The sequence below is a fragment of the Parafrankia soli genome (assembly GCF_001854695.1).
GTDB lineage: Bacteria > Actinomycetota > Actinomycetes > Frankiales > Frankiaceae > Parafrankia > Parafrankia soli.
Genome location: NZ_MAXA01000199.1, coordinates 1 through 1,111, shown reverse-complemented (window position 1 = coordinate 1,111; position 1,111 = coordinate 1). Strand labels below are relative to the sequence as shown.

The window sequence follows — 1,111 nt, the reverse complement described above, 5'->3', positions numbered from 1 at the left end:
AGTCCGGCGCGCAAGACGGGGCGGATGCGGATGCGCAGCGGGGTGCGGGGGCGGGGTTCGACTTTCGGGGCGTGGCGGATCGCGTAGATGATCGCGGAAGCCGCGAGCAGGCCGGGCAGGACCGACAGGCCGATAGCCCAGCGGACACCAACCGTGGCGACCAAGCCGAGGGCAAGCAACGGCCCGAAGATCGCTCCGAGATTGTCCATCATGCGTTCGAAGCCATAGGCCCGGCCGTAGGTGGCCCTCGGGACGACGTCGGCGAGCAGGGCGTTGCGGGCGGGGACACGCAGGCCGCGGGCTGCCCAGGCTCCGGCGCGCAGGACCCCGACCTGCCAGACCGCGCTGGCCGCGCCGGTCAGTGCGGCCAGCGCTGCGGTGCTCGTGTAACCGCCGACCGCGACCCGCCGTCGCCGGGCCGGGTCGTCGGCGAGCGCGCCACCGACCAGACGGGCGGTGCCGGCAAGCCCGTCGGACACACCTTCGATCAGGCCGAGCGCGGCGGCGGGTGCGCCGAGGGTGCTGGTGAGCAGGCTCGGAAGCAGGGCGGTAGGGATCTCGTGACCGACGTCGGCGAGGAAGCTCGCGGTGCCGATTCCAGCGACGCCCCGGGTCAGCCACCGATCGGTGTCGGACGCGGGTGCGGTGTCGGCCTCGACCGGTGGCGTCGTCATAGCCCCCCAGTGTCGGGGAGAACATGCCGGTCAGATGCGGTTTGCCGGGTCGGTTGGCAGGCCGGGACTGTCGGGATGGTCGACGGTGGCGGTGCGGCGGCCGGAGGCACTGGTACTCAGCCTGAACCGGACACGGCCCGCCCCGATCGATCGCACAACGGCGAGAAACACCAGCGCCCCAGTTCACGCATCGCCTCGATCCGTCACAGATACCGGCCTCTGTTCGAGAATCCCGACACAACGCCGGGATCATGTGGTGGCCTGCCAAGCCCTGCGGCACTGGAGCTAACGCCGTGGACGGCGTTCCTCCTCGACGAGGAACCCACGACATGTCTGGCACGCCGATGACCACCCGGGCGGCGTCGGTGCGGGGGCGGTGGCGGGACGGCCGGGACGAGGGCTACGTCACCGTCATGGTCGCCGGGGTGGTGCTGGCG

1 protein-coding gene is annotated in these 1,111 nt (G+C 71.8%); it reads right to left on the bottom strand.

All coding sequences use genetic code 11. From position 1 onward, the window contains the following. Positions 1-674: MFS transporter (locus BBK14_RS15495; RefSeq protein WP_131802328.1), on the bottom strand; the 674-nt coding region annotated here is incomplete at its 3' end. Positions 675-1,111 lie beyond the last annotated feature (437 nt).